This is a genomic window from Arthrobacter zhaoxinii (assembly GCF_024385505.1).
Lineage (GTDB): Bacteria > Actinomycetota > Actinomycetes > Actinomycetales > Micrococcaceae > Arthrobacter_B > Arthrobacter_B zhaoxinii.
Genome location: NZ_JANFLT010000002.1, coordinates 454,481 through 480,400 on the forward strand (window position 1 = coordinate 454,481; position 25,920 = coordinate 480,400).

General features: G+C 65.7%; 26 protein-coding genes, 1 tRNA gene and 1 pseudogene. 13 read left to right on the plus strand and 15 right to left on the minus strand.

All coding sequences use genetic code 11. The features are described from left to right. Positions 1 to 15: 15 nt before the first annotated feature. Together NNX37_RS05685 and NNX37_RS05690 are read right to left on the minus strand one after the other, a co-directional pair. Positions 16 to 501 (minus strand): FHA domain-containing protein FhaB/FipA, encoded by a 486-nt coding sequence (locus NNX37_RS05685; RefSeq protein ID WP_455423608.1) that lies wholly within the window; start codon positions 499 to 501, stop codon positions 16 to 18. Next, positions 501 to 1,232 carry an FhaA domain-containing protein gene (locus NNX37_RS05690; RefSeq protein ID WP_255791331.1) on the minus strand — a complete coding sequence of 244 codons (732 nt, stop codon included), beginning with the start codon at positions 1,230 to 1,232 and terminating at the stop codon, positions 501 to 503. Before NNX37_RS05690 ends, NNX37_RS05685 begins: the two co-directional genes overlap by 1 nt. Before the next feature lie 441 nt (positions 1,233 to 1,673). Here NNX37_RS05690 and NNX37_RS05695 point away from each other — a divergent pair. After that, a tRNA-Leu gene (locus NNX37_RS05695) sits at positions 1,674 to 1,756 on the plus strand. Positions 1,757 to 1,946: 190 nt separating this feature from the next. Here the strand turns inward: NNX37_RS05695 and NNX37_RS05700 are convergent. Next, entirely contained in the window at positions 1,947 to 2,309 is a 363-nt protein-coding gene (locus NNX37_RS05700) for a DUF5997 family protein (protein ID WP_255791527.1), read from the minus strand. A gap of 80 nt (positions 2,310 to 2,389) precedes the next feature. Here NNX37_RS05700 and NNX37_RS05705 point away from each other — a divergent pair, with 80 nt between their 5' ends. Together NNX37_RS05705 and NNX37_RS05710 are read left to right on the plus strand one after the other, a co-directional pair. Beyond that, positions 2,390 to 3,133 (plus strand): LysR family transcriptional regulator substrate-binding protein, encoded by a 744-nt coding sequence (locus NNX37_RS05705; protein WP_255791332.1) that lies wholly within the window; start codon positions 2,390 to 2,392, stop codon positions 3,131 to 3,133. Between the two features lie 58 nt (positions 3,134 to 3,191). After that, the gene (locus NNX37_RS05710) at positions 3,192 to 3,569 is read left to right on the plus strand and encodes a VOC family protein (protein WP_255791333.1); all 378 of its coding nucleotides are present in this window, start codon (positions 3,192 to 3,194) and stop codon (positions 3,567 to 3,569) included. Positions 3,570 to 3,578: 9 nt separating this feature from the next. On the opposite strand, the gene NNX37_RS05715 is transcribed toward NNX37_RS05710, so the two are convergent. From NNX37_RS05715 to NNX37_RS05725, 3 genes are all read right to left on the minus strand, one after another. Next, positions 3,579 to 5,309 (minus strand): cation:proton antiporter, encoded by a 1,731-nt coding sequence (locus NNX37_RS05715; protein ID WP_255791334.1) that lies wholly within the window; start codon positions 5,307 to 5,309, stop codon positions 3,579 to 3,581. A 49-nt stretch (positions 5,310 to 5,358) separates the two neighbouring features. Beyond that, the gene (locus tag NNX37_RS05720; protein ID WP_255791335.1) at positions 5,359 to 6,135 is read right to left on the minus strand and encodes a metal-dependent hydrolase; all 777 of its coding nucleotides are present in this window, start codon (positions 6,133 to 6,135) and stop codon (positions 5,359 to 5,361) included. Between the two features lie 113 nt (positions 6,136 to 6,248). After that, positions 6,249 to 6,767 (minus strand): gluconokinase, encoded by a 519-nt coding sequence (locus tag NNX37_RS05725; protein WP_255791336.1) that lies wholly within the window; start codon positions 6,765 to 6,767, stop codon positions 6,249 to 6,251. A 246-nt stretch (positions 6,768 to 7,013) separates the two neighbouring features. Between NNX37_RS05725 and NNX37_RS05730 the strand changes: the two genes are divergently transcribed. Continuing rightward, positions 7,014 to 7,718 (plus strand): FadR/GntR family transcriptional regulator, encoded by a 705-nt coding sequence (locus tag NNX37_RS05730; RefSeq protein ID WP_255791337.1) that lies wholly within the window; start codon positions 7,014 to 7,016, stop codon positions 7,716 to 7,718. A gap of 115 nt (positions 7,719 to 7,833) precedes the next feature. On the opposite strand, the gene NNX37_RS05735 is transcribed toward NNX37_RS05730, so the two are convergent. After that, positions 7,834 to 8,331, minus strand: a complete 498-nt coding sequence (locus NNX37_RS05735) for a Dps family protein (protein WP_255791338.1) — start codon at positions 8,329 to 8,331, stop codon at positions 7,834 to 7,836. Between the two features lie 283 nt (positions 8,332 to 8,614). Here NNX37_RS05735 and NNX37_RS05740 point away from each other — a divergent pair. Continuing rightward, positions 8,615 to 9,058, plus strand: a pseudogene (locus NNX37_RS05740) (SRPBCC family protein); the annotation flags it as partial. Between the two features lie 216 nt (positions 9,059 to 9,274). Here NNX37_RS05740 and NNX37_RS05745 read toward each other — a convergent pair. Beyond that, complete coding sequence (locus NNX37_RS05745) at positions 9,275 to 10,759, minus strand: FAD-dependent oxidoreductase (protein WP_255791339.1); 1,485 nt, start codon at positions 10,757 to 10,759, stop codon at positions 9,275 to 9,277. Between the two features lies 1 nt (position 10,760). Then, on the minus strand, positions 10,761 to 11,558 hold the full coding sequence (locus tag NNX37_RS05750) for an SDR family oxidoreductase (protein ID WP_255791340.1): 798 nt from the start codon (positions 11,556 to 11,558) through the stop codon (positions 10,761 to 10,763). A 123-nt stretch (positions 11,559 to 11,681) separates the two neighbouring features. On the opposite strand from NNX37_RS05750, the gene NNX37_RS05755 reads away from it, so the two are divergent. Then, entirely contained in the window at positions 11,682 to 12,182 is a 501-nt protein-coding gene (locus NNX37_RS05755; protein WP_255791342.1) for a DUF4383 domain-containing protein, read from the plus strand. Between the two features lie 37 nt (positions 12,183 to 12,219). Further along, positions 12,220 to 12,459 (plus strand): DUF2630 family protein, encoded by a 240-nt coding sequence (locus NNX37_RS05760; protein ID WP_255791343.1) that lies wholly within the window; start codon positions 12,220 to 12,222, stop codon positions 12,457 to 12,459. Positions 12,460 to 12,488: 29 nt separating this feature from the next. Here NNX37_RS05760 and NNX37_RS05765 read toward each other — a convergent pair whose 3' ends face one another. From NNX37_RS05765 to NNX37_RS05780, 4 genes are all read right to left on the minus strand, one after another. After that, positions 12,489 to 12,788: a hypothetical protein gene (locus NNX37_RS05765; protein WP_255791344.1), complete on the minus strand. Its 300-nt coding sequence runs from the start codon at positions 12,786 to 12,788 to the stop codon at positions 12,489 to 12,491. A gap of 5 nt (positions 12,789 to 12,793) precedes the next feature. Further along, on the minus strand, positions 12,794 to 13,726 hold the full coding sequence (gene ku / locus NNX37_RS05770; protein ID WP_255791346.1) for a non-homologous end joining protein Ku: 933 nt from the start codon (positions 13,724 to 13,726) through the stop codon (positions 12,794 to 12,796). A 15-nt stretch (positions 13,727 to 13,741) separates the two neighbouring features. Then, a complete protein-coding gene (locus NNX37_RS05775; RefSeq protein ID WP_255791347.1) occupies positions 13,742 to 14,677 on the minus strand; it encodes a hypothetical protein in 936 nt (311 codons plus the stop codon). Between the two features lie 161 nt (positions 14,678 to 14,838). Next, positions 14,839 to 15,489 carry a TIGR00266 family protein gene (locus NNX37_RS05780; protein ID WP_255791348.1) on the minus strand — a complete coding sequence of 217 codons (651 nt, stop codon included), beginning with the start codon at positions 15,487 to 15,489 and terminating at the stop codon, positions 14,839 to 14,841. A 162-nt stretch (positions 15,490 to 15,651) separates the two neighbouring features. On the opposite strand from NNX37_RS05780, the gene soxR reads away from it, so the two are divergent. The 4 genes from soxR to NNX37_RS05800 all read left to right on the plus strand — a co-directional run bounded on the left by soxR (position 15,652) and on the right by NNX37_RS05800 (position 17,693). Then, on the plus strand, positions 15,652 to 16,110 hold the full coding sequence (gene soxR / locus NNX37_RS05785; RefSeq protein ID WP_255791349.1) for a redox-sensitive transcriptional activator SoxR: 459 nt from the start codon (positions 15,652 to 15,654) through the stop codon (positions 16,108 to 16,110). 79 nt (positions 16,111 to 16,189) lie between these two features. Beyond that, entirely contained in the window at positions 16,190 to 16,741 is a 552-nt protein-coding gene (locus tag NNX37_RS05790; protein ID WP_255791350.1) for a flavin reductase family protein, read from the plus strand. A 65-nt stretch (positions 16,742 to 16,806) separates the two neighbouring features. Next, a complete protein-coding gene (locus NNX37_RS05795) occupies positions 16,807 to 17,025 on the plus strand; it encodes a PLDc N-terminal domain-containing protein (protein ID WP_255791351.1) in 219 nt (72 codons plus the stop codon). Between the two features lie 2 nt (positions 17,026 to 17,027). Further along, positions 17,028 to 17,693, plus strand: a complete 666-nt coding sequence (locus NNX37_RS05800) for a pentapeptide repeat-containing protein (protein ID WP_407079924.1) — start codon at positions 17,028 to 17,030, stop codon at positions 17,691 to 17,693. Here NNX37_RS05800 and NNX37_RS05805 read toward each other — a convergent pair. Together NNX37_RS05805 and NNX37_RS05810 are read right to left on the minus strand one after the other, a co-directional pair. Then, a complete protein-coding gene (locus NNX37_RS05805) occupies positions 17,690 to 18,919 on the minus strand; it encodes a L,D-transpeptidase (protein ID WP_255791353.1) in 1,230 nt (409 codons plus the stop codon). The genes NNX37_RS05800 and NNX37_RS05805 overlap by 4 nt on opposite strands. 147 nt (positions 18,920 to 19,066) lie before the next feature. Beyond that, positions 19,067 to 20,566 carry an SDR family oxidoreductase gene (locus NNX37_RS05810; protein WP_255791354.1) on the minus strand — a complete coding sequence of 500 codons (1,500 nt, stop codon included), beginning with the start codon at positions 20,564 to 20,566 and terminating at the stop codon, positions 19,067 to 19,069. A 167-nt stretch (positions 20,567 to 20,733) separates the two neighbouring features. Between NNX37_RS05810 and NNX37_RS05815 the strand changes: the two genes are divergently transcribed. Continuing rightward, positions 20,734 to 23,382, plus strand: coding sequence for an ATP-dependent DNA ligase (locus tag NNX37_RS05815; RefSeq protein WP_255791355.1), 2,649 nt, complete (start codon positions 20,734 to 20,736; stop codon positions 23,380 to 23,382). 37 nt (positions 23,383 to 23,419) lie between these two features. Next, positions 23,420 to 25,900 (plus strand): phosphoketolase family protein, encoded by a 2,481-nt coding sequence (locus NNX37_RS05820; protein WP_255791356.1) that lies wholly within the window; start codon positions 23,420 to 23,422, stop codon positions 25,898 to 25,900. The last annotated feature ends 20 nt before the right edge of the window (positions 25,901 to 25,920 follow it).

A 25,920-nucleotide genomic window follows, 5' to 3' on the forward strand; every position in this document is an offset into this window, starting at 1 on the left:
GAACCAGGGCCACCGTCAGGGCCTCAATTCAATGACCGTCTTACCGATGCGGATGGGTACACCGGGTTCGACGGGCAGCGCCCGGGTGAGTTGGCTTCCGCCAAGGTAGGTTCCGTTGGTGGAGCCGAGGTCCTCAACGAACCAGCGGCTGCCCTGGGGGAAGAGCCGGGCATGGCGGCCGGAGGCGTAATCGTCTTCCAGGACGAGCGTTGCTTCCTGCGCGCGGCCGAGGAGGATGGGGCTGGCGGACAGCTCCAGAGTGGTGCCGCGCAGCGGGCCTTCCGTGACGACCAGTTCGCGGGGCGTCACCTTGCTGGGCGCCGGTGCCCGCTTTTCAAGGGTCGGGTCCTTACGGATCTGGCGCGCCGTGGGGGTTCCGGTCCGGTTACGGCTGCCGACGGTGAGGTCGCGCCGGATGGCGCCTACCACGCTGATGACCATGATCCACAGCAGGATCAGGAAGCCGTAGCGCAGGAGTGTTTCGGTTAATTCGCTGAGCACTAACGTCCCCCGGTCCGGACGGGCAGCAGCCGAAAGACAATTCGGGTGCGCCCCATGGCAATGGTGGATCCGTCGGTAAGCACTGCTTCACCTTGAACTTTCTGGCCGTTGACGAAGCTGCCGTTGGTGGAGCCCAGATCGATGGCGCGGCTGGCCCCGTTCTCGGTGCGGATCTCCAGGTGACGGCGGGAAACTCCTGTGTCGTCCACGAGGATGTCGGCTTCTGAGGAGCGTCCCAGGACCACGGACGGCGCGTTGAGGGTGTAACGCTGGCCGTCTACATCCAGGACGGGCTGCATCCGGGCCGACGGTCCCTGCCGCGGCGCCGGGGGAGAGGGGACCCGGGACTGTGCCGAAGAGGCCTTCTCGGTGGACGAATCCACTTCGAGTACCCCTGCTTTAAGGGACGAATCCCGGGTGAACGAGACCCGGACCGGGCCCTGGAGTGTGTAGGACTGGCTGCGGGCGTGCTTGATGACGACGTCGCAGAGTTCTTCAGCCAGCGGCGCGCCCCACTTCTGCGCCTGGGTGAAGTCTGAATTGGAAAGCCGCACCGTAAAGACATTTGGTGCCAGGGTACGGCCCTGGCCCAGGACCATGGATCGCTGGTCGAGTTCCCTGCGGAGTGCGATGGCAAGTTCCAGGGGTTCAACACGGCCGGACGAACCGGATGAGAAAGCACCGCGGACGATCTTTTCGATTCCGCGTTCGACATTGTCGAGTAAGCCCATGTCCGTCTCCTTCCGTGTCCTGTCCGATGAATTGCGGCGTCCGCTGCATCTGCCCCCGGCACCGCGGTGCGGGCGGAAATGCCCGCCGGGACTGGTGGAGGACTGCTTCCGGCAGGGCACAGGTACATGCGTCCACTCCGATACTACTGGTGAGCACAGATAAATGTCTTACCGCGGCCCCGAGCGTCCCCCGCGCCGCAGGATGCCGATCTGCGGCGGGAAGGCGGAGCAGGGAGGCCCCGGCGGGGCCACGGATGCAGGCCGGTTTTCCCTGTAAAGCCGCGGGTTTCGAGCGGGTTTATGAGCCGTTTAGGTGTTTGGCCCAAATGCCGGTATGCTTGATTCTGCTGTTCCCGAGGAAACGGAACGGATCACCGCAGTACATGGTCAGGCAGGACCGCTGAGGTTATCCAAACAAGTTCTCCACGGGAAACCATTTATGCGCGAGTGGCGGAACGGCAGACGCGCTGGCTTCAGGTGCCAGTGTCCGAAAGGGCGTGGGGGTTCAAATCCCCCCTCGCGCACATAGATAAAGAAGAACCCCGGTCACATGGCCGGGGTTCTTCTTTTTGTCCGAAAGACCTGCCGCTCAGCTCGCAGGCTCATCGGGGCCGGACAACCCCCGGCAGGACACCCCCGGCAAGACAAGAGGGACCGTGCAGTGGCTGCGCGGTCCCTCTCTTTTTCAGGTCCTGTGTATATCGGACGGCTGCTTTAGGCGCCTGCGGCCTTTTTCGCTTCAGCTTCCTTTACCCGCTGGGCTTCGGCACGAACGGCAGCAAAGCTGGCGCGTTCTTCCACCAGCCATGCCGGCGGCTCGGCCAGCAGTGCCTTGATTTCCTCGGTGGTCAGCGCTTCGGTCACGCCGGCGCGGGTCAGGCCGCCGATCGAGACGTTGAGTTTCTGCGCCACGACGGGGCGCGGGTGCGGGCCGTTGCGGCGCAGTTCGTTGAGCCACTCGGGGGGATTGGACTGCAGCTCGTCGAACTGGGCCCGCGAAATAGGCCCGTCCTGGAAGTCCTGCGGCGCTGCAGGCAGGTAGATGCCCAGTTTCTTGGCTGCCGTGGCAGGCTTCATGGATTGGGGAGATTTCTCGGTGCTCATATTCCAAGGGTATCCGCCAGACGGGCCCCCACCCTGTGGGCTAAGGTGTTCTGATGCCCACAGACACATCAGCACCCCTGCAGGGGTCGACGTCGCGGCCGCTGACCGTGGCCTACGTACCGGGCGTGACGCCGGGCAAATGGATTACCCGCTGGCGGGAACGGCAGAACCAGGAACTGCGCACTTTCCAGTGCGAGGAACCCGCAGCCCTGGAGGAACTTGCCTCCGGCCGGGCGGATCTGGCCTTTATCCGTATTCCTGCCGAAGGTTTTGCACGCCCGGACGGCGTGAACATGATTCCGCTTTATGAAGAGCAGCCGGTGGCCGCTGCCTCAAAGGAGCACCCGCTGGCTGCCTTCGACGCGGTTGAGCTGGCTGACCTCGACGGAGAGACCATCCTGGACATCGGTGAGATGGGAGGTGTCGCCGTCGCTCTGGAGGTGGCGGCGGCCGGCAGCGGCATTGTGATCCTGCCCATGTCGGTAGCCCGCCTGCACTCCCGTAAGGACATTGAAGCGCGGCCGGTGAACGGCGTTCCCGCAACACGGATCGGCATTGCCTGGCTGCAGGATCGGGACGAGCCCGATATCGAAGAGTTCATCGGTGTGGTGCGGGGACGGACCGCGAACAGCTCCCGCCAGCCTTCCATCCAGGCCGAACAACAATCCTCCGCGAAAAAGCGGACCAAGGAACGCCAGACGCGGAGCGGGCCCAAACCGGCCACGAAGTCAGGCGGCCGTCCAGGGGGCAAGGCCAAGGGCGCCGGCAAGGGCGGGAAACCGCGCCGCAGCCGGTAGGCCACCACTTCTTCCGGCACGGCTGACACCGCCCGGAGCCGGGGGTACCCTTTGGCGGATGCGGATCAAAATGAGCGGCATCCACGTGGTCGACCCGGAGCGCGCCTACGAGTTCTATACCGGCACCCTGGGCCTGGAACCCCTGATGGCGATGCCAGAATACAATCTGTTCATCGTCTGCTCACCGGAGGATCCGGGCGGACCGGGGCTGCTGCTCGAACCCAGCGACAATCCGGTTGCCGAAGCCTACCGGTCAGGGCTTTACCGGGAGAAGCTGCCCGTCCTGGTGCTTGGTGTTCCCGATGTGCAGGCCGAGTATGAGCGGCTTACCGGGCTCGGCGTCGAATTTCTCGGCGAGCCGACCCTGGATTCGACAGGCTCCCAGGCGATTTTCGACGACGGCTGCGGCAATTATCTTCAACTTCACCAGGACTGACTGCAGCGGTCAGTGCTCGCCAAGCCGCGGCCGCAGGCGGGATTCCTCCAGGTCCAGCAGCCGCTGCGCCTCCGCAAGGGTCCGCGAAGCAAAGCGCCCTTCCCTGCGGGCCAGGAGCAACTGGTCCCGTTCGGCCTCGACGACGGCGCGGCGCAGCGCCCGGTACTGGAGCTGCGGCGTCGGATCCTCGTTGGCCCCGAGCGCCCGCACCCGCTCCCAGGCGAGCTCGCTGCGCAGGAAGGTGCTCTGCCGCACCCTTTCCACTACGTCCGGGTCCACTTCCTGAGGCACGTCCAGGCATTCTTCGGGCTGCTCCAGGACCGTGAGTCCGGCACCGCTGAGCTCATCGAGCAGCCTGGCCAGCTCCCGCTGGTCCATGGCCACATCCCTGCCCTGTACGCCCAGGACGCGGATCAGCCAGGGCAGGGTGAGGCCCTGCAGCAGCAGGGTGGCCACGGCGACGGTGAAGGCGATCAGCACCAGCTGCTCGTGATACGGGGTCTGTTCCGGCAGGGACTGGGCTGCGGCCAGGGTCACCACGCCGCGCATGCCGGACCAGGAAATCACCATGCCGCCGCGCCAACCCAGACCTTCGCGGTTCAGCTGTTCGACGTCGGCCCGGCGCCGCAGGTAGAGCAGCTCGGCGCGCCGGTGCCGCCGGCGCTGCCGCTCATCTTTCAGTCCCCGTGCCTTGATCCGGTCCAGGCCGAGCCGGAACCGCTTGGTCCGCCGGGCCTGGTGCCGGACCTTCAGCCGCAGCAGGTAGATCAGCGGCGTCACCCAGGCGAAGCGCAGCAGGATCAGCAGCACAGTGGTGGCAAGACCGATCAGCACGGCATCGAGGACAGGAAGAAGACTGGTGTCGACGTTCTCCACCAGGTGGCGCAGTTCCAGCCCCATCAGCAGGAACACGCCGTTTTCCAGCAGGAACTGGATGGTCCGCCAGTTGATGCTGTCATTGATCCGGGCCTGCGCCGTGAACGCGGACGCGCTTCGGTGCCCGGTGTACAGTCCTGCAACCACCACGGCGAGCACACCGGATGCCCCGGCTTCCTCCGCCGGGATGAAGGCAAGGAACGGGACCACGAAGGAGATTGCGGTGTCCAGCACCGGATCGGAGAGTTTTGACCGGACGAAGACGGTGGCCGCGCCTACCAGCAGGCCAACGAGAACGGCAACGACGACGGCGAAACCGAAGTCGCCGATGCCGGCCCAGATGCTGGACAAGCCGCCGGCAGAAGCTGCGACGGCGGAGCGCAGCAGCACCAGGGCGGTGGCATCGTTGACCAGGCCTTCGCCTTCGAGCACCGTGACCAGGCGTGGAGGCAGGCCCAGTTTCTTTCCGATCGAGGTGGCCGCAACGGCGTCGGGCGGGCTGACGACGGCGCCCAGGGCCACCGCGGCGGCGAAGTTCAGGTCCGGCAGCAGCAGGTAGAGGAGCAGGCCCGTGGAGAAGGCGGAGAAAAGCACGAGGAAGACGGAGAGCGAGGAGATTGCGCCGATGTTCCGCCGGAAGTCCACCACGGGGACGTTCACCGCCGCGGCGTAGAGCAGCGGGGGAAGCACACCCATCAGGATCCATTCGTGCGGAACCGAGAACTCAGGGACGCCCGGCGTGTAGGACAAGGCCAGGCCCACCACCACCAGGATCAGTGGTGCAGCTATCCCAAGACGCCTGGAGAAGGCAGCAACGATGACAATGACAGCGACGCCCACCACGGCAACAAGACCCAATTCCACATATCAACATTAGCCCCGCTTCGGTGGCGGTCGCTGGCGGAGGGTCGGGTCAGGAGTAGGGGGACCAGCCGGTCAGGGCAGTCATGCCGTCGATGGTGACACCGAAAATCGCGTAGATGGTCACCGGCACCATCAACGCCCACTCCCGCCAGGATCCGGCCGCGCCGATCAGCGGCAGCGAAAAGGCCCCGCTGCTCCGCCAGAGCTTGCTGACCACTGGAAAGCGGACAAGCGAACGCGGACGTTTGATCCGAAGCGGCCACAGGATCATGACCCCTTGATGGGTGAGGAGGTCGCCGACAATATGGACCGCCACGCCCAGCCCTACCGCAACGGGCAGCCAGTCGTTGTTTTCCGGGGCATACACGGCAATGAACGCCGAGAAAGCCAGGGCAAGGAACCAGCTGCGGGCCGGACCGCCGGCTATCTTCAACGCTTTGAAGGCGAATCCCATCAGCAGCACGGACAGGATCCCCGCACCCAGCGCTACGGAGCCGAAGACCGGCACGTCGGTGGTGATCCTGCCCAGCGCCGTCGCCAGGGCCACGAACACGGCCAGGCCGAGCAGGGAATGCGTGCCTCGGCGGTGCCCGCCGCTGACGGTTTCCGTCATGCGGGCGAGGATTTTCGTAATAGGCGGAAGGGAATGCGCAATGGTGCCGCTGTGATGATCGAGGTCTGGCAGCAGCGCTGCTCCGGCCGTCAACAGGGCGCCGGTGACGACGCCGAGCGGCGTCACCGGATACCAGCCGAAGGCGTGCGGAGCAGTGGAGGCGACGGCTACCCAGGCCGCGGCGCCGCTAGCGGCATGGTGGCCACCCATCATGGTTGAAAAGTCCTTCCAGAGGGCGGTGCAGGCGCCGAAGAATTTAGTGCAGCTATCTATTTTTCCACGGTTTCCTGCAGCCGGTGTTCACTCCGGACCGGCCGCATCAGCGGTCAGGCCGCGGCGAAGCCCAGATGGTAGAGAATGGCGTCCACGATTTCGGCCGGCGTATTTGTAATCTCGATCTTCAGGCCTGCCTCATCCGCGGACAGCGGCTCCAGGGTGCTCAACTGCGAGGGGAGAAGCGACGGCGGCATGAAGTGTCCGCTGCGCGTTTTCATGCGTTCGGCAAGCAGTTCCCTGTCTCCGTCCAGATGTACGAAGGTGACCGCTCCCGGCGCCTGGGCAAGGACGCTTCGGTAAGTGCGTTTCAAGGCGGAACAGGTGACGATGGTGGAACGGCCGTTGGCTTCCTGGATGCCCATCCAGTCGCGGATGGCGTGGAGCCACGGCCACCGGTCGTCGTCATCCAGCGGGACGCCGGCGGACATCTTGGCGATGTTGGCTGCGGGATGGAACTCGTCCGCTTCGGCAGCGATCCAGCCGAGGCGTTTGGAGAGCAGGTTGGCGACGGTGGTTTTCCCCGAGCCGGCAACGCCCATGATGACGAGGTGCTGTGCAGTGGTGGACATTTCAATCTCCTTGGGGACGCCATTGTCAGGGTGTGGACCGGCTTGCCGCTCGGTGGCATAAAGGTATCACCAAAGCAGTGGGAATTCCTGGACCCAATGGCTTGGGGGAAGAACTGGACTGCAGAAGGTCAAGGGGCGGACGCTAGGCTGGAGCAGGTTCCTGGTAGGAGGACCGCTGACCAAATAGCCGCTTCTCTATATGCACTTCGGAGAATATAGCGCCTGAACCCCGGAAAGACGCGAATTATGAGTGAATCCGCCGGCGCGCCGGCTGCGGTCCTGAACGCCCGGATCATCGAGACGCTGGGCCGGGACATTGCCTCTGGTGTGCTCGCACCGGGGGATCGGCTAACGCTCGAAGGGCTCCAGCAGGAGTTTGGTGTTTCCCGCACCGTGGTCCGCGACTGCATGCGGATCCTGGAGTCCATGAACCTGGTGTACTCCAAGCGGCGGGTCGGCATTGTGGTGCAGAAACCCGAGGTGTGGAATGTTTTCGATCCGCGTGTGATCAAGTGGCGCCTTGCCGGGCCCGGGCGGGCCGAACAGTTCCGGACGCTGACCGAGCTGAGGGTGGGAGTGGAGCCGGTGGCGGCGGCTGCTGCGGCCCGGAACGCCGCGCCGGATGAACGCACCCGGCTGGTGGAGCTGGCTGAAGCACTCAGGCGGCTCGGGGAGGCAGGGGAGCTGGACGCGTTCCTGCAGGCCGATATCGAATTCCATACGTTGCTGCTGCGTGCCAGCGGCAATGACATGTTCGCTTCCCTGCAGGATGTGGTCGCCGAGGTGTTGGCCGGCCGCACCCGTCAGGGGCTGATGCCGCCGCATCCGACCGAGGAGGGTCTGCACGGGCATCTGCTGGTGGCTGAAGCCGTTGCCGCGGGGGACGGTTCCGCTGCACTGGCGCACATGACCGACCTGCTGGAAGAGGTGCGGCAGGCCGTCGTCGGCTAGCCGGCGCACCCCCCAGACACGGGACGGGCCCGGCCGCGCCTGGAAAACCCCGTAGACAACAAATGCCGGTGTACCCCGCGGAACGGGGCACACCGGCAAGGGAAGCTAAGCAGTCCTAGCGGGTCGGCTCCATGTTGCTGTCCTCGGGGGTGACCACCGAGGCGGTGGCGGAGATGTTCTCGGCGTCGACCATCCAGGCGTACTGCTCCAGCTTGGCAATGAAGCCGTGCAGGATGTCCGCGGTGGTCGGGTCTTCCTCGTCGACCTGATCATGGACATCGCGCATCGTCTTGACGACGGCGTCGAGCATGGCGACCACGTGGGTTACGGTGTCGCGGGTGTCGACCAGGCCGGCGGGGAACGGGGGCAGGCTGGTGCCGTTGGCCACCGCTACGCTGCGGCCGTCCGGCACTGCGCGGAGCGCGCGCATGCGTTCGGCCAGTTCATCGGCGAAGATGCGTGCATCGTCAATGATCTCGTCAAGCTGCAGGTGCAGGTCCCGGAAGTTCTTTCCCACCACGTTCCAGTGGGCCTGCTTGCCCTGCAGATGCAGTTCGATCATGTCCACCAGGACGGCCTGCAGATTGGTGGCCAGCTCTTCAGATGCCTTCATGTTTTCCTCCAATGTTGACGAAAAATGAGTACTGAATGCACCCTCCGAAGAGTCCGGTACTGCGTCCGGACACGGTCCGGACCCGGGGCTTCGGCGGATGGATTGTTCCCCAGCCTAACCCCGGGGCACTGCCCGTGCCAGAATGGCCCGGCTCCCGGGGAAGCTACTATAAGCAACCTTACTTCCAGTTGAAGTGCCTTGTCCTCCTGTGTACGGTGAGGAAATCGGGGCTCGTGGGAACGGGCCCGGCCAGACGCAGGATTCGCACTACCGGAGGGACCAGATGACCACCGTAGAAGAGTCAATCAACGTTTCAGTACCCGTCACCACTGCCTACAACCAGTGGACGCAGTTTGAGTCCTTCCCGCATTTCATGGGCGGCGTAGTCTCCATCACGCAGCTTTCGGACACCACCACCCACTGGGTGACGAAGGTGGCCGGAGTCGAGCGGGAGTTTGACACCGTGATTACCGAACAGCATCCGGATGAGCGGGTTGCCTGGAAGAGCACGGACGGAAAGTCCCATGCGGGCGTCGTGACGTTCCACCGTCTGGGCGATTCCGAGACCCGGGTGACTGTCCAGCTGGACTGGGATCCCGAAAACTTCCTCGAGAAGCTCGGTTCAGTGGTCGGTGCCGATGACCGTCAGGTGAAGTCGGACCTGGCACGCTTCAAGGAGTTTATTGAAAGCCGCGGTTCCGAGACCGGCTCGTGGCGGGGCAACGTGGATGCCCCGGGCAACGCCGCAACCGGTGCAACCGGCACGGCCGCAACCGGGCCCACCTCGACCGACACGGAGCGGCTTGCCGCGGCTCCCGAGGCGGATCCGGCGATGGATGACCCGGAGTCGGGCGGCCCCCGGGCGGGCTTGTAGCTCCACCGGCTTTTTAACCACGAACTGCGGATGCCGCCACGGCATCTGCAGTTCGTGGTTAAGGGAGGCTCAGGCGGGATCGAGGTCCTTTACAGCCGGGCCTTCAAGCAGGGTTCCCGTGGCACTGAAACGGGAGCCGTGCAGCGGGCAGTCCCAGGACTGCTCGGCGTCGTTCCAGTTCAGGACGCCTTTCAAATGCGGGCAGACGGCCGACACCCGGCTGGTTTTGCCGGCCACTGTGCAGGTTCCCACCGGCTTGCCGTGCTCCCGCGAGACCACGCCCTGCCCCTCCGACGGCGCCGCTTCGGTGCTGTTGGCCAGACCTGCAGCCCAGCCGGTGAGCATGGAAAGCCCCACCTCGGCGTTGTCCTTCAGGGTGGACGCGGCATCCAGCGGAGCCACCCGGGGCTTATACAGCTCCCGGGCCCACGGATTCTCTCCGCCGAGAATCTCCGCGCTCAGGGCCAGCGAAGCCGCAACGGCATTGGTCATGCCCCACTTGTTGTAGCCGGTGGCGGCGTAGATGTGGGCACCCATCAGCGGCAGCTGGCCTACGTACGGCAGGCTGCCTGCCGGCGAGTAGTCCTGGGCGGACCAGGCATAACTGGCAGCGCTTCCCACCGCGAAGTTCTCCACGGACCAGTCCACCAGATCATCCACCAGTTCCTGGGTGTGCTTCTTCCGTCCGACCGTGTGCCCGTTGCCGCCGGCCAGCAGGTAGGAGATGCCGTTGGACTCCGCGGTCCGCAGCGAGCGGGTGGGTGAGTCGACGGAGAGGTACATTCCCTGCGGCACCGCGCCCGTCACCGGCAGGGCGACGGCGTAGGAACGCTCCGGCTTCAGGACGGCGAAGTAGCCGCCGCGGTCCAGGATCGGGATGCCCGTGGCGAGCACCAGATGCCGGGCGCCCACCTCACCGTGGTTGGTGAGGACCTTGATGCCGTTGCCGTCTTCGTGGCGGGCTCCGGTCACCCGCACCCCTTCGATGAGGCTGCCGCCGTGGGCACGGAAGTCCCGGGCCAGGCCGGCGAGCACGGTCAACGGGTGGATCTGGGCCTGGTCCCGGAGCCGCAGCGCGCCGGTGGTTTCAAACGGCAGTTCGGTATCCGTGGTGAACTCGACGTCGAGTCCGGCCGCGGAAGCCGCCTCCTGTTCCTTCCGCAGGCTCTTGAGCCCCTGCGCGGTGGTGGCGTAGGTGTAGGCATCCCGAAGCTCGTAGCCGATGCCGTTCTCGTCGCAGAAGCGCAGCAGCCAGCTTTGCCCCTGGCGGTTGGCTTCGACATACTGGCGGGCGATTTCCGCATTGTGGTGCGACGTGATGCTGGACAGCTGCGTCCCCTGCAGCAGGGAGACCTTGGCGGTGGTGTTGCCGGTGGCGACGGCCCCCACCGTACGGGCTTCCAGGACGGCCACGCGCTGTCCGCTGCGGGCCAGCAGCGCCGCCGTGGTCAGACCGGTGAGACCGGCGCCGACCACCACGGTGTCGTAGGACGCCCCGGGGTCGAAGGGATCAGTGGATATAACGGGCGCGGTATCGAGCCATAGAGATTTCAAGTTATCCTTCCCGCCAAACTGACGAAGTGATGTGGGAGCCGGCCTGCGGTCCCATCTGGAGCATGCCGCCGTCGACGGCCCAGGAGGCACCGGTGACGTAGGACGACGCCGGCGAAGCCAGGAACGCAACGACGTCGGCGATTTCGGCGGCGTAGCCGGGCCGGCCGAGGGGAATCCCGGGACGGTCCTCGGCCATCGGGTCGGAATCCGTCTGACCGGTCATGGGCGTGGCGATTTCTCCGGGGGCTACCGAATTGGCGGTAATCCCGTAGCTTCCCAGCTCCAGCGCAATGGTCTTCATCAGCCCGCCCAGGCCGTGCTTGGACGCGGTGTACGCAGCGGCACCCACCCGGGGCTGATGTTCGTGGACGCTGGTGACTGCGATCAGCCGGCCGCCGTTGCCGGCCGCGACCATACGCTGCGCGGCCCGCTGCAGGCAGACAAACGCGCCGCTGAGGTTGGTGTCCATCGTGTTCCGCCACGCGGCATAGGACAGGTCCAGGAACTTCTCCCCGTCACCGGTCCCGGAGTTGTTGACGAACACGTCCAGGCCGCCCAGCTCCTCCGCCAGGGAATCCACGACCGCCGCGCAGGACGGCAGATCGGTTGTGTCCAGACGGGCGACGACGGCGGCACGGCCGTGCGAGCGGACCTCCGCCGCAGTGTCCTCGGCGCCCTGTTCGTCGGAATGCCAGGTGATGCCTACATCCATTCCGGCCTTCGCCAGCGCTACCGCTGTGGCACGACCGATGCCGGAATCCGATCCGGTGACTATTGCCTTTCCAGGCGAAAACACCATTGGTACCCCCTCGTCGAAAGTCAGTATGCTTCCCACCTTGCCCCAATCGTGCAAGAGTTTAAAGTCCTGATCACCTAATCCTCCCGGCCCGGCCCTCCGGTGCTGCGGAGCAGAGGAGTCATCATGGCATACTCCAGTTACAGTTCAGGCGGCCTTACCTCCCGGCGGACCAATGCGCAGAAAGCAGCCATGGTTTTCGGGATTGTTTTCCTGCTGATCGGCGTCCTGGGGTTCATTCCCGGGGCCACCATCAATTACGGCCAGCTGTACTTCTCCGGTTACGCCTCCGAGGCCGCACTGCTGGGAATCTTCCAGGTGTCGGTGCTGCATAACGTTGTCCATATGCTGCTGGGATTTGCCGGGCTTGCCATGGCGAGAAAGCATTCCTCGGCCAGGCTCTACCTGCTGGGCGGGGGCATTCTCTATGCCCTGCTCTTCATCTACGGGCTGCTCATCCCGCTGGAATCAGACGCCAACTTCGTCCCGTTCAACACGGCGGACAACTGGCTGCACGCGGTCCTGGCCGTGGTTATGATCCTGCTGGGTGTTTTCCTTGGCCGACAGAGCGAGCCGAGCTCCTACCGGAGCAACCCGAATCCCGGTGAAGGGTCAATTCCCAACTAGCTTTCCGTGGGATGCCTGCCCCGGTTAGCGTGGAAGCATGGACACACAGGAGATTCAGCACCGGATCCAGGAACTCGTCGAGAAGGAACAGGCCCTGCGCGAGGTGGATCCCGCTGCAGAGCCGGAAAAACACGCCGCCGAGCTGCGCCGGATAGAGGAACAGATCGACCAGTACTGGGATCTGCTCCGCCAGAGGCGCGCCAAGGCCGACGCCGGGCAGGACCCGGACGAGGCGCAGGAGCGCCCCGTGGGCGAAGTCGAGGGCTACCGCCAGTAGGGTTCCGGCCCGCGCTGACCGCCCGGCAGCTAGGGCCGGCTGCTGCCGCCGGCCTTGTTCGCCGCCGGGTCCTCCCCGCCGGTGACCTGCCGCAGCAGCGTGGCCGCACCGACGCTGCGGCGGAACCTGCTGTCCCCCCGGAAGGTTTCCCCGAGGGCCCAGAGAATCAGGCAGCCTTTGCTGAGGCTCTTCAGCAATCCGGCGTTCCGCGGCGTCAGCGCCATCATCGACGCCGCGCCGAACACCCCCCAGCCGATGAGCGGCCCGTTGGGCACCTTAAAGATTGTCTGCCGGCCGAACTGATCCGTGAAGAAATTGCGAGATGCCATGGTGTCTAGGCGCCTTTCCGGGTCTTAGCGGTGCTCTTTGAGGCCGCAGTCCTGGACTTCGCCGGGGCCTTCTTGGCGCCGTCGTCGTCCTCTTCGTCCTTGGACTTGGACTTGGAATCCTTTGAGTCCTTGGTGCCGGACCCGCCCTTGGCGCCGCGGTTCTTCTCCACGCTGCGGCGCAGGGCCTCCATGAGGTCCAGGACCTTGCCGCCCTCATCCTCCTCGGATTCTGAACCGAAGGTTTCCTCAGTGTCGAGCGAATCCCCCTGTTCAAGCTTCGCGTCGATGAGGGTTTTCAGCTGTTCCTGGTAGTCGTCGGTGAACTCGGAAGGGTCGAAGTCGCCGCTGAAGGAGTCCACGAGGGCCGCAGACATCTCCAGCTCTTTAGCGGAGATCCGCACCTTTTCATCCAGCGAGGGGAAGCTGGCCTCCCGGACCTCGTCCTCCCACAGCAGGGTCTGCAGGGTCAGCACATCGCCGCGCACCCGCAGTGCGCCCAGCCGGCTCTTCTGCCGGAGCGAGAACTGCACCACGGCCGTGCGGTCGGTGTCCTCAAGGGTGCGGCGCAGCAGGACGTAGGATTTTGTCGACTTGGAGTCCGGTTCAAGGTAGTACGTGCGGTCGAACAGGATGGGATCCACCTGCTCGCTGGGCACGAATTCCACGACATCTATTTCCCGGCTTTTCTCCACCGGCAGGGAGGCCAGATCCTCGTCGGTGAGGACGACTGTCTGTTCGCCGTCGTCGTAGGCCTTGGCGATGTCCTTGTATTCCACCACCTCGCCGCAGATCTCGCAGCGGCGCTGGTAGCGGATGCGCCCGCCGTCCTTGCCGTGCACCTGGTGAAGGCTGACGTCGTGGTCCTCGGTGGCGGCATAGACCTTGACCGGCACGTTGACCAGCCCAAACGCAATGGCGCCTTTCCAGATCGCTCTCATGTAGTCCAGTGAACACTAACTTCCGGTTCCGTTGCCAGAGCCGGGTTTCCCTGCGCGTGCCTCCCGCAGATGGTCCCACAGCAGCCGGTACACCCTTGGATCGTCAAAATAGGCGGTGTGGGATTCCGGAAACGGTTCGCCGGAGTCCACCTCGCTGTCGGTCACGTTCACCTCCCGGCCCGCGAAAACACGTTCCGCGCAGAAGGAAAGCAGGTCACGCTCGTCCCAGAAGTTCAGCCAGGGGACGGCCGGACCCGTGCCGCCGCGGACCGGTCCCAGATAGGCAAGGGCGTCGAGGAGGTAAAACCACGGAGCCGGGGAGCCCACGGTCACCAGCAGATCGACCCTGAAACCCGCTGCATCGGGGGAACTGAGCAGGTCAACGGCAGCCACCGAGCCGAGGCTATGGCCAAACAGCACCACCGGAGCGTCCTGGTCCGTGCCGTGGAGGGTGTCGGCGATGCGCGCACGGGCTGCAGGACCGTGACGCAGATAGAAGGCGACCTTGCCGAAAAAACCTCCGGCCGCGTCGGTCAGGCGGATCCGGTGCCGGATTCCCGTATCCGTGATCACCCCCAGAACCAGGTCCTGCAGTGTTTCCCCCAGGAACGCGGCGTCCGGCCTGGCGGGCGGAGCACCGGCGGAGGCTGCCCGCTTCAGCGGATCCGCCGCACCCAGATCCATGCCGAAGAGCGCCAGCGCCAGGGAAGCATCGGATACCCCCGGCGGATCGTCGGCAACATACCTCGGGGGCAGCGCCGGGACAAAACTGACGTCATCGGGCGCGGCTGCTGCCCAGTCAACGGCCAGCACCCGGTAATCGGACAGCCCCGGCACCCCGGCCACCTGCTCCCGGATCTGATCCGCAAGCCTGGGGTTGGGCCGGCCGGTTCCAGGCAGGAAGACCAGGGTTCCGGGCTTTTCCGGCGGTCCGAGGGGGACGGGCTCCACGGCTGCCTCCTTCATTGCGGCGGCACCTTCACCGACCGATGATGCAGTGGTTTAGGCGCAATAGGGACACTTTCACATGCCGTCGTTCCGGCCGCCAGCGAGGGGAGGGAAGGACAGAGCCCCGCCGGCATGGAATCCGGCCCGTGACGCCGGCGCAGGTATCAGCGGGGAACGGCAGCGACGGGGCTAAAGACGCGGGTCTGCATAATCACGTCACCCGGCCCCTGTAGATCAACCACCAGGCCTTCTCCGCTCTTGAGCGAGTTAAGGATGCCTGCCGACTTGCGGGTCCTCATCTGGACGCTCGACTCCCAGCCGACAAGGTGGCCGGTGTCCAGGGTGAACCCCTCACCCGCTTTCAGGGAGACAACATCCAAGGCACCGTACGAGGAAACCAGGAGGTTCCCCTGGCCGCTGACCCTCAGGACAATCAATCCCGACCCCGAGAACATGCCGTTCAGCGAGGCATCCGGGCCCACGTCAAGGTTTCCGTCGTTCGCCAGCCAGGCTCCCTTCGTCAAGCGGAACCCCGTGGCGTTGTCCACACCGACGGAAACCACGTCGCCGACGCTGTTGGAAATCACATCGACCCACCCGCCATGGGCAGGGGCGGTGAAGACGGTGGTGTGGAAGCTTTCCCCGCCCATCATCTTTCCCAGGCCCTTCATAAAGCCGCCGTCAGCCTTTGCAGTAAGCGTCACTCCGTAGGAATGAGCCATCATCGCTCCCGGCTGCACTTTTATTTCCTCGTGCGGCGCAAGAAAGCAACGGGCTACGGCGTAGGCCGGGCTGTGACGGATTTCTACTTTCACGATTACCTCTTAGATAGGGAATTTACTGGTCTGAGCTGCGAATATAACTGCCCGAACCCCAAGTGTCGGGTTCCGCGGACCGGCGCGCCCGCACAATTGCCTCCGGCAAGTCAGCTGGCGCAGCGGGCGGATAATGGGGTGCAGTCAAGGAAAGGCGGTGCCGTGGAAACGAATACACCCGGAGCCGGACCGGCACGCGCTGAACTGTCCGTGGGACAGGTGGCCGAGCGCAGCGGGGTCAGTGTCTCCGCCCTGCACTTCTACGAGCGGCAGGGACTGCTCTCCAGCCGCCGGACCCAGGGAAACCAGCGGCGCTATGACCGTTCGGTGCTTCGCCGGGTGGCCGTGATCCGCGCCGCACAGCAGGCGGGCATCCCGCTGGCCGTGATCAACCGGGCCTTTGCCGAGCTTCCCCCGGACGGAGTGCCGGACCAGGCTGACTGGCAGCGGCTTTCGGCCGCCTGGCAGCAGGAGCTTAATACCCGCATCCGGCACCTGCAGGCACTGCGTGACCGGCTGGGCGGGTGCATCGGCTGCGGCTGCCTCTCGCTGGCCCAGTGCCGTTTTGTGAATCCCGATGATTCGGGCACAGGTACCGGTGCCCGGGCGTTTGACCTCTGAAGGCGATTTGACCTCAACTATGGTTCAGGTTCTAGCGTTGAGGAATGCCCACAACGGGCTGGTCTGCGGAAGGACTCTGATGACGCGGGATACGGCTCTGTGCGAGCGGAATGTAACGGATGCATTCAAGGACGCCTTTCGGGCACATCCGGCGGGCGTGGCCATCATTACGGCCGACGACGGCAGCGGCCCGGTGGGGCTGACCGCCTCCTCGGTGTCCTCAGTATCAGCGGAACCGCCGATCCTGTCCTTTTCCCTGGCCTCGACCCATGGGACGGCCGGGGTGATTGCCCGCGCCGAGACCGTCGTCGTCCATCTGCTGGGTGCTGACAACGCAGCGCTGGCAGCACTTTTTGCCCGGCAGGGCGCGGACCGCTTCGGCTCCACGCCAACCCGCACGCTGCCCGGCGGCGAACCCCTCCTGGAGGAAGCTCCGGTGGCGCTGCGCTGCCGGATCGACGGCAGGATCCCCGTGGGCAGCTCCATCCTGATCGCTGCCACCGTGCTGGAGATCCTGCCCGGCGGCACGGACCAGGAACCGCTGGTCTATCACAACCGGACCTATCACCGCCTGGGCGGGCACTCGGTGCTGGGCCAGGCCGGGCAGATTGCTTCCGGAAGCGGCCGATAGCGGATAATCGGGGTCAGGCCCGTCCGACGACCGTCGGCGGGAACAACCCGGCGGAAGGCACGGCGATGGCAAAGAAAAAATTCAAGGACCTGAGCAGCGGACAGAAAAAGGGCTTCGGAGCCCTGGCCGGAGTCCAGTTCCTGCTCGCCGGCGCCGCGCTGCGGGATTTGAAGAAGCGGCCGAAGGACCAGATCCGCGGCAGCCGCGGATGGTGGATGGCGGCGTGCGGCATCAACTTCGCCGGTCCCATCGCCTACTTCCTCTTCGGGCGCCGGTCCGCCTAACCATGGTGCGTTCGCGCAGCACCGGAACCAAACCGCCGGTCCTTGAGCCGGTCCGCCCGCAGGACCTGACCGACGGTGCCGGCGTTCCGGTGGGCAGCCACCAGGAAGCGGTGGCCTATAACGGAGAATCCTTCGCCGGCCTCGAGCTGCGCGGGGCAGTGTTCTCCGAATGCAGCCTCACCGGAGTGTCCCTGGACAACGCCGACCTCACCGCCGCCCGGTTTCTGGAATCAACCCTGGAAAACCTGTATGCCCCGGTGTTCCGGGCGGTACGAACCACCTTCCGGGACGTGGAGATTTCCAACCCGCGCCTGGGGTCCGCTGAGCTATACGGCGGAAGCTGGAACTCTGTCCGGGTTGACGGCGGAAAGATCGATTTCCTCAACCTGCGCGGCTGCACGCTGACCAACGTGCTGTTCTCCGACTGCATCATCGGGGAGCTGGACCTGGACGGTGCGCGGCTGAACCGGGTGGCATTCCGCGGCTGCCGGATCGACTCCCTGCTGCTGGGAAGCGGCGGCACGGCGGTGGATGCGGACCTGCGCGGGTCCGCGTTCCGCAGCATCACCGGACTTGCCGGCCTCAAGGGGTTCACCGTGGATGAAGAGCAGCTGATGCTGCTGGCTCCGCTGCTCGCGGACCAGCTGGGCCTGCGGGTGGAAGCCTAGGGCTGTCCCGCGTACTGGTCCCAGGGGATGTTCCAGTCGCCGTAGCCGTCATCGATGGGCACCGGACCGGCTTCGGTGTTCAGTACCTGCACCACGTCACCGGCGTCGAACGTGTCATAGAAGTACTTGGCACCCTCGGCGGACATTCCCACGCAGCCGTGCGAAACATTGATCCGGCCCAGGGCACCCACTGCGCCGTTGAGGGCCTGGTGGACAAAGACGCCGCTGTTGGTCAGCCGGCTGGCCCAGGAGGCGTCGAACGGCTCGTAGTAGTCGGGGTCTCCGGGCGACAGGCCGATGCTCTCCGCACGGAAGGGCAGCTTCTCATGCTGGCTCACGACCACCTGATAGCCGGACGGCGAGGGCCAGGTGGGTTCGCCGAGGGTGACCGGGAAGGTGCGGACCAGCTGCCCGTCGAGGAACACCTGCATGGTCTTGGTGTTGTTATCCACCACGGCCAGGCGGGTGTTGTGCGTGTTGAAGGTACGGGTTTCGTTGAAGTTGCCGATCATGCCGTTGCCGAAGTCCACGCCGAACAGCTGCATGTCCACGGTGACGGCGCTGTTGGGTGCCCAGAAGGCCTCCGGCCGGTAGCGGACTTTGTTGTCCGTGATCCAGTAGAACGCACCGGTCTGGCCGGAAGTGCTGGTGATCTTGATGGCCTGCTCCACCGCGTCCTTGTTAAGCACGGGTTCACTGAAGGTGATGTCGATGGGCTGGCCGACGCCCACACTGGCGGCGTTCTGCGGGTACATAAAGGCATTGGCTTCATTCGCGGGAAGCACTGTTTCGAAGCCCTGCCTGCGGGTGGTCTCCTTGCCGGCGGAATCCGTCAGGACCACTTCGAAGCCGTACTTGGTGTTGAACGCCAGCGGAGCCCCGGCGGTCCACACGGCGCCGTCGGCGGACATCACGCCGGGAACGGGCTCGCCGCCGGCCTCCGGCTTCAGGGTCACCTTTTTGATTTCCCCGTTGGTGGCGCTGACGGAGGGCATTTCGGCCGGGTTGACGCCTACAGCCCCGTCAGCGGGCGTAGTGGTGATGGACACCGGGGCGGCCTGTTTGGACGGCGCAGCCGACGACGATGAACCGGCGTTAGACGAGGAACCGGCGCCGGGGGATGACTCCCCGGAGTTGTCCGGGGTGCAGGCGGCTCCGCCGCCCAGAACCAGCACGGCGGCTACTGCTGCGGCTATTGGCCACTTGCGGCTTTTTCTGTCCTGCACAGCCAGGTCCCCTCAAAGTATCCGCCGGGACCGTCAAGCAGACGGAGACCGGCACTATTACAGCTGAGCCGGCTGGTCCGGCGCCTATTATCCTACCGATGATATTAGCTTCCCGGGATATCCAGGACACCGTTACGGAATTGTCGCCTAACCGGCCGTTGACTCAGCCGCCGGCGGTGTCAGCCGCGCCGCCTGCCGGATGATGTTTTTCGCCATGGAAGGGAAGATCAGGCCGTGGAAGGGGGCAATGAGCCACCAGTACAGCTTCCCCGCCAGCCCCTTCGGGAAGTAAACGGCCCGCTGCCGGTACAGGCTGCCGCCGTCGCCGTCCGGGTCCACGCGCATCTCCAGCCAGGCTTTGCCCGGGACCCGCATCTCCGCGCGCAGCCGGAGCAGGGTGCCGCGCTCCAGCAGTTCCACCCGCCACCAGTCCACCACGTCACCGGTGAACAGGGTGGTGGGGTTGCGCCGGCCGCGGGTCAGGCCGGCTCCGCCCACGGTCTTATCCAGGACACCGCGGATGGCCCACGCCATGGGCAGCGAATACCAGCCGTTGCGGCCGCCCACCCCCTCGATGACCTGCCAGACCGCTGCCGGATCGACGGCGGCACGGCGCTGCCGGGAATCCACATAGACCGTCTGGCCGGCCCAGTTCGGGTCGCTGGGCAGCGGATCGGACGCCAGATCGGCAGAGGCGGAGGCATTGGCCCACGTGGTTTCCACCTCGCCGCGCTTTTCCTTGCCCAGCGCCCGCTTCACGGCGTCGTGGTAGTCCGTCAGCCCGCCGTCGGGCAGCGGCAGGTACCGGTCGATGTCGTGTTCCTTAGCGACGGCGTCGTGCTGCAGGGACTCGACGAGCGGCAGCGCCATGGCACGCGGAATCGGCGTCACCAGGGCCACCCAGTGTCCGGCCAGCCGCGGGGCTGGCAGCGGCAACGCATAAATGCGCCTGCGGGGCAGCCCCGCTTCCTCCGCGTACCCGTTCATGATCTCTGCGTAGGTGAGGACTTCGCGTGAGCCGATGTCGAAGGTCCGGTTCACCTCGGCGGGAATGTCCACGGCCCGCACGAGGTAGTGCAGCACGTCCCGGACGGCAATCGGTTCGATCCGGCGCCGCACCCAGCTGGGTGCCGGCATGACGGGCAGTGTTTCGGTGAGGTGCCGGATCATTTCGAAGGACGCAGACCCGGACCCGATGACGACGCCGGCCTGGAACACCACCGCCGGCACTTCGCCTTCGAGGAGGATGCGTCCCACCTCGGTCCGGGATTTCATGTGCGGCGACAGTTCGCCTTCGGGATGCAGGCCGCCGAGATACACGATCCGTTTCACGCCCGCTTCCGCGGCGGCGTCGGCCACCAGATGGGCGATGGCGGACTCCTGGCTGCTGAACCCTTTGCCGGAGGCCATGGAGTGCACCAGGAAATACAGGGTGTCGATGCCGGTGAACGCCGCCGCGGCGGATTCCCGGTCCGAGAGGTCGCCCTGGACAATCTCGACGTCGGACGCCCACGGCACATCGGAAAGTTTTTCGGGGGACCTGGCCAGGACCCGGACCTGGTGGCCGTCCTCGAGGAGAAGCGGAACCAGCCGCCCGCCGATGTAGCCGGTGGCACCGGTGACCAGGACCTGCTGGCGTTCTGTCATTTCCCCAACATACACACGCGCCGGCCCCGGTGGTCAGGGCCGCGGGACGCTGTGCGCGAAACGCCGCGAACCTCCGTGCCGTTTCCGGGAGCGTCATTCCGGAACGATTGATAAGCCCCCTGATGAAATGCTGGTATTTGTCCGATATCCCGGTAAGACTAGGGGGCATGGCGACAGGCGGAGGTAAGCAGCAGGAAACCGTCAGTGTGGAGGGGCACCGGCTCCGCTTGACCAATCTGGACAAGGTGCTTTATCCGGAAACGGGGACCACCAAGGCGGATGTGATTTCCTATTACGCCACCGTGGCCGAGTTCATGCTGCCGCACTCGCGCAACCGCGCCGCCACGCGCAAACGGTGGGTGCACGGTGTGGGGACGCCCGAGCACCCCGGCCAGGTGTTCTTCCAGAAGAATATTGAGGACTCCGCTCCATCCTGGGTAAAGCGGTTCTCCATTGAGCACAAAACCTCCACCAATACCTACCCGCTGGTGAATGACCTGGCCACGCTGACCTGGCTGGCCCAGTCCGCCGCCCTGGAAATCCATGTGCCGCAGTGGCAGTTCGGGCCGCGCGGCAGGATCGGCAATGCGGACCGGATGGTGCTGGACCTGGACCCCGGTGAAGGCGCGGGCCTGGCTGAATGCGCTGAAGTGGCCCGCCTGGCCCGGGCCATCCTCGCCGACATGGGCCTGGATGCCCGACCCGTGACCAGCGGCTCCAAGGGCATCCACCTTTACGCCGCACTGGACGGCAGCCAGAGTTCCGACGACATCAATGCCGTCGCCCACGAACTGGCCCGCGCCCTGGAGGCCGACCATCCGGACCTGGTGGTCAGTGACATGAAGAAGGCGCGGCGCCTGGGCAAGGTGCTGGTGGACTGGAGCCAGAACAACGGCAATAAAACCACCATCTGCCCGTACTCGCTGCGTGGCCGGTTCACTCCCACGGTGGCCGCTCCGCGGACCTGGGAGGAACTTGAGGACCCGGATCTGGCGCAGCTGGATTATCTGCAGGTCCTGGACCGCGTCGGCAGCGGCTCCGATCCGCTCGCCGGAATGGAGAGCGGCGCCTTCGCGGAAGAGTCGCTGGAGGAGGCCACGGCGGACTCCGGGGAGGCGTCCGGGGAGGTCCGGTCCGCGGGCGGCGGCACGGACCGGCTGACCAAGTACCGGAGCATGCGCGACGCCGCGAAGACGCCGGAGCCGGTCCCGGAGGAGGCGTCCACTCCTTCGGAGGGCAACAGCTTCGTCATCCAGGAACACCATGCCCGCCGGCTGCACTGGGATTTCCGTCTGGAGCACGACGGCGTGCTGGTGTCCTGGGCGCTGCCCAAGGGGCCGCCGTCGACCTCCGGAAAAAACAATCTGGCCGTGCAGACCGAGGATCACCCGCTGGATTACGGGAAGTTTGAGGGACATATTCCCAAAGGGGAATATGGCGGCGGGGATGTCACCATCTGGGATCACGGCACCTATGAGCGGGAAAAGTGGCGGGACGGCAAGGAAGTCATCGCCGTGCTGCACGGCCAGCCCGACGGCGGCCTCGCCCGCGAAGGGGCAGCCGACCGGCGCTACGCGCTGATCCACACCGGCTCGGGCGGCGACAGGGCGAACAGCAACTGGCTGATCCACCTCATGAAGAACCAGCCGAAGCCGGGCGAAAAGGGGACCCCCGAAGCTCCGGCTAGCCCGTCCGCCGCCGCTCCTGCTGACACTCCCGGGGACGCACCGGACTCGCCCACGGAGTCCGTGGCCGCTGCCGCCCGGACCCGGCCGGCCACCGCCGCCGCCCCGGCAAAAACCGCATCCCTCGACGTCGGGAAGGTAACCCGCGACGCGGACGACGCGTCGGTGCCCGCCGTCGACCCGATGCTGGCAACGCTCGGCAGCCGGGCGGAAATCAACGATGACGACGAGTGGGCCTTCGAAATGAAATGGGACGGTGTGCGCGCCGTCGTCACGGTGACGCCGGAGGGCACCCGGCTTCTCTCCCGCAACGGGAACGACATGACCGCCGCCTATCCGGAACTGCAGGACCTCAGCGCGCACCTCAACGGCGAGCGGGCCGTACTGGACGCCGAAATCGTCGCACTGAACAAGGCCGGCCGGCCGGACTTCGGCCTGCTGCAGCCCCGCATGCACCTGACCAAGCCGCGGGAAATCGCCGCCGCCGGGCGGACACCGGTGCACCTGATGGTCTTTGACCTGCTCTGGCTGGACGGAAACTCGCTGGCGGACCTCACCTATGAACAGCGCCGGGAAATCCTCGAGCAGGCCGTCGAACCCGTTCCCGACGGGCACCTCCAGGTCCCGCCCGCTTTGGACATGTCCATGGATGAAGCGGTGGCAGCCAGCAAGGAACTTGGCCTGGAAGGCGTGATGGCCAAGCGCCGCAGCAGCACCTATGCCCCCGGCCGGCGTTCCAAGAACTGGGTGAAGCTGAAGAACCAGCTCACCCAGGAGGTTGTGGTGGTGGGCTGGCGGCCGGGGCAGGGCAACCGGCAGAACAAGGTCGGATCCCTCCTGGTTGCCGTTCCGGACGGGGTGGACCTGAAATACATCGGACGGGTGGGGTCCGGCCTGAGCGAGAAGGACCTCGCAACCATCGGTCCGCGCCTGAAGAAGATGTCCCGCAAGACGGCGCCGCTGGACGACGTGCCCTCGGCCGATGCCTCCGATGCCCAGTGGGTACGGCCCGCGCTGGTGGGCGAAGTGACCTTCTCCGAGCGCACCGGCACCGGAAAACTCCGCCATCCCGTCTGGCGCGGCCTGCGCCCGGATAAGAAACCGTCCGACGTCGTGGTGGAGACCGCCTAGGCGCACCACACTGACACCGACCGGAAAGGACCCTCCGATGACCGAGACCAGTGCCGCCCCGCCGGACCGCATTCCCGGCACCGAACCGCATCCCGACAGCGCCCTGGACGGCGTGGACGCCTGGTGGCGGGCCGCGAACTACCTCTCTGCCGGGCAGATTTACCTGCGGGACAACCCGCTGCTGCGCCGGCCGCTGGAAAAATCCGACGTCAAGGCGCGGCTGCTGGGCCACTGGGGGACCACCCCCGGGCTGAACTTCATCTACGCCCACCTGAACCGGCTGATCCGCGAGCAGAAACGCAGCGTCCTGTTCATCACCGGACCCGGGCACGGCGGCCCTGCCAACGTCGCCAACGCCTGGCTGGAGGGCACCTACTCCGAGATTTACAGCCATGTGGGCCGCGACGAAGAGGGCCTGCGCACCCTGTTCCGGCAGTTCTCCTACCCCGGCGGAATCCCCAGCCACGCTGCGCCGGAGACCCCCGGCTCCATCCACGAGGGCGGCGAACTGGGCTATTCCCTGGCCCACGCCTACGGGGCAGTCTTCGACAACCCGGACCTGGTGGCTGCCACGGTGATCGGCGACGGCGAGGCCGAAACCGGTCCGCTGGCCGCCAGCTGGCATTCCAACAGCTTCCTCGACCCGGCGGTGGACGGAGCGGTGCTGCCCATCCTGCACCTGAACGGCTACAAGATCGCCAACCCCACCATCCTGTCCCGGATGCCCGAGGAACAGCTGCTGAAACTGCTCGAAGGCTACGGCTACCGCCCTTACGTGGTGACAGTGGAGGATCCGGCCGCCGTCCGGCAGGCGCACGAGGACTTCGCGGCCGTGCTGGAGACCTGCCTGGCGGAAATCACCGCAATCCAGGAGCCGTACCGTACCGGCGAAAAGACCGCGGTAACCCCGGACGTCCCCGGCGCCGACGCGCTGGAGCAGCACGCTCCCCGCTGGCCGATGATCGTGTTCCGTTCACCCAAGGGTTGGACCGGTCCCGCCGTCGTCGACGGGCTGCAGGTCGAAGGCACCTGGCGGGCCCACCAGGTCCCGCTGTCCGAGATCCATGACAACCCGGAGCATCTGGCCCAGCTGCAGGAATGGCTGCAGTCCTACCGTCCCGGGGAACTGTTTGACGCCGAGGGCCGGCTGATCGAAGAGGTTGCCGCCCTGGCCCCGGAAGGGGACCTGCGGATGAGCGCGACGCCGTACGCCAACGGCGGGCGCCTGCTCCAGGACCTGCACCTGCCGGACTACGCCGACCATGCGGTGAAGATCGACCATCCGGGTTCCGAACGGGTCAGCCCGATGTTTAACCTGGGCGGCTACCTGCGCGAAGTGATCCGGAAAAACCCGTCCAACTTCCGGATCTTCGGCCCTGATGAAACGGCCTCCAACCGGTTGCAGGCCGTGTACGACGTCACGGACAAGGCCTGGCAGCAGCGGATCGACGAACTCGACGAGCATCTGGCCCGCAGCGGACGTGTGGCCGAGGTGCTCAGCGAGCACCTGTGCGAGGGCTGGCTGGAAGGCTACCTGCTGACCGGCCGGCACGGCGTGTTCAACTGCTATGAGGCATTTGTGCACATTGTGGATTCCATGTTCAACCAGCATGCCAAGTGGCTGAAGGTCAGCCGCGGGCTGAGCTGGCGCCAGCCGGTCGCCTCGCTGAACTACCTGCTCTCCAGCCACGTCTGGCAGCAGGACCACAACGGGTTCTCGCACCAGGATCCGGGCTTCATTGACCATGTGGTGAACAAGAAGGCAGACGTCATCCGGGTCTACCTGCCGCCGGACGCCAACACCCTGCTGGCCGTCGCCGGGAACATCCTGGACAGCCGGGACCGGGTCAACGTGGTGGTGTCCGGCAAGCAGCCGGCCCCGGTCTGGCTGGATCCGGAGCAGGCGCTGCTGCATGTGGAGCGCGGCGTCGGGATCTGGGACTTTGCCGGCAGCGAAGGTTTCGGGCCCGGCGTCCGGACCGACCCCGACGTCGTGATGGCCTGTGCCGGCGACGTGCCCACCCTGGAGACCGTGGCCGCCGCGGCGCTGTTGAAGGAACAGCTGCCGGAGCTAAAAATCCGGGTGGTCAACGTGGTGGATTTGATGGTGCTGCAGGACCCGCGCGAGCATCCGAACGGGCTGCCGGACCGGGATTTCGACACCCTGTTCACCCAGGATCGGCCGGTGATTTTCGCCTATCACGGCTATCCCTGGCTCATCCACCGCCTGACCTACCGGCGCACCAACCATGACAACCTGCACGTGCGCGGCTACAAGGAGGAAGGCACCACCACCACGCCGTTCGACATGGCCATGCTGAACCAGATTGACCGGTTCCAATTGGCCATCGACGTGCTGGACCGGGTAGCGTCGCTGAGATCGACGCAGGCGTCCTTCCGGCAGCATTTGCAGGACGAACGGGCACGTGCCCGGCAGTACACCCGCGACGAAGGGCAGGATCCGCCGTACATCACCGGCTGGAACCTGCAGGAAGCAGAGCAGGACACGCCCGGCTGATTTTCCCGGCCGGACGCGGT

Coding starts and splice junctions, on each gene's coding strand:
- NNX37_RS05690 (WP_255791331.1), bottom strand. CDS start 1,232: ATGGGCTTACTCGACAATGTCGAACGCGGAATCGAAAAGATCGTCCGC.
- NNX37_RS05700 (WP_255791527.1), bottom strand. CDS start 2,309: ATGAAGCCTGCCACGGCAGCCAAGAAACTGGGCATCTACCTGCCTGCA.
- NNX37_RS05705 (WP_255791332.1), top strand. CDS start 2,390: ATGCCCACAGACACATCAGCACCCCTGCAGGGGTCGACGTCGCGGCCG.
- NNX37_RS05710 (WP_255791333.1), top strand. CDS start 3,192: ATGCGGATCAAAATGAGCGGCATCCACGTGGTCGACCCGGAGCGCGCC.
- NNX37_RS05720 (WP_255791335.1), bottom strand. CDS start 6,135: ATGATGGGTGGCCACCATGCCGCTAGCGGCGCCGCGGCCTGGGTAGCC.
- NNX37_RS05725 (WP_255791336.1), bottom strand. CDS start 6,767: ATGTCCACCACTGCACAGCACCTCGTCATCATGGGCGTTGCCGGCTCG.
- NNX37_RS05730 (WP_255791337.1), top strand. CDS start 7,014: ATGAGTGAATCCGCCGGCGCGCCGGCTGCGGTCCTGAACGCCCGGATC.
- NNX37_RS05735 (WP_255791338.1), bottom strand. CDS start 8,331: ATGAAGGCATCTGAAGAGCTGGCCACCAATCTGCAGGCCGTCCTGGTG.
- NNX37_RS05750 (WP_255791340.1), bottom strand. CDS start 11,558: ATGGTGTTTTCGCCTGGAAAGGCAATAGTCACCGGATCGGATTCCGGC.
- NNX37_RS05755 (WP_255791342.1), top strand. CDS start 11,682: ATGGCATACTCCAGTTACAGTTCAGGCGGCCTTACCTCCCGGCGGACC.
- NNX37_RS05760 (WP_255791343.1), top strand. CDS start 12,220: ATGGACACACAGGAGATTCAGCACCGGATCCAGGAACTCGTCGAGAAG.
- NNX37_RS05765 (WP_255791344.1), bottom strand. CDS start 12,788: ATGGCATCTCGCAATTTCTTCACGGATCAGTTCGGCCGGCAGACAATC.
- ku (WP_255791346.1), bottom strand. CDS start 13,726: ATGAGAGCGATCTGGAAAGGCGCCATTGCGTTTGGGCTGGTCAACGTG.
- NNX37_RS05790 (WP_255791350.1), top strand. CDS start 16,190: ATGACGCGGGATACGGCTCTGTGCGAGCGGAATGTAACGGATGCATTC.
- NNX37_RS05795 (WP_255791351.1), top strand. CDS start 16,807: ATGGCAAAGAAAAAATTCAAGGACCTGAGCAGCGGACAGAAAAAGGGC.
- NNX37_RS05800 (WP_407079924.1), top strand. CDS start 17,028: ATGGTGCGTTCGCGCAGCACCGGAACCAAACCGCCGGTCCTTGAGCCG.
- NNX37_RS05810 (WP_255791354.1), bottom strand. CDS start 20,566: ATGACAGAACGCCAGCAGGTCCTGGTCACCGGTGCCACCGGCTACATC.
- NNX37_RS05815 (WP_255791355.1), top strand. CDS start 20,734: ATGGCGACAGGCGGAGGTAAGCAGCAGGAAACCGTCAGTGTGGAGGGG.
- NNX37_RS05820 (WP_255791356.1), top strand. CDS start 23,420: ATGACCGAGACCAGTGCCGCCCCGCCGGACCGCATTCCCGGCACCGAA.